The 519-nt window shown below is 67.8% G+C and carries 1 pseudogene; it reads left to right on the top strand.

What is annotated here, in order from left to right:
• Positions 1-129: 129 nt before the first annotated feature.
• Positions 130-519: pseudogene (locus AC31A1_RS52400) on the top strand (MFS transporter); the annotation flags it as partial.

The raw sequence follows: 519 nt of genomic DNA, 5'->3' as shown, positions 1-519 counted from the left end.
GTGCAACGGGACTGCCATACGCCGTTCATGAAGGGGAGCGGGGCGGCTGTGGTCGTACGACAAAGGTCTCAGCCCCCGACCATCCTCCGACAGGGGCCAACGCGGCCCGTGGACCTTACGCTGGCGGGCATGACCGTCCTTGAACCTCGTGACGCCGGTGTCACGAACACCGCCTCTGACCTGGCCGACGAGTGTCGTGACTCCGTGTTGGGGCGGTCGCATCGGGCGCTCAGTGTCGGGATCGTGTCCGTTGTTCTGCTGATCGCCTTCGAGGCGACGGCAGTTGGGACGGCGATGCCGGTTGCCGCTCGGGAGCTGGGCGGGGTGTCGTTGTACGCGTTCGCGTTCTCCGGGTACTTCACCACCAGCCTGTTCGGGATGGTCTTCGCCGGGCAGTGGTCGGATCGGCGGGGGCCGCTCGGGGCGTTGACCAGCGGGATCGGGGCTTTCGCTGCCGGGCTGGTGGTGGCGGGGACCGCTCAGGTCATGTGGGTGTTCATTCTCGGGCGGGCCGTGCAG

The organism is Streptomyces sp. P5F9 (genome assembly GCF_057961495.1).
The sequence above is the reverse complement of the archived record's forward strand: the minus strand, read 5'-3'. Positions and strand labels throughout refer to the sequence as shown.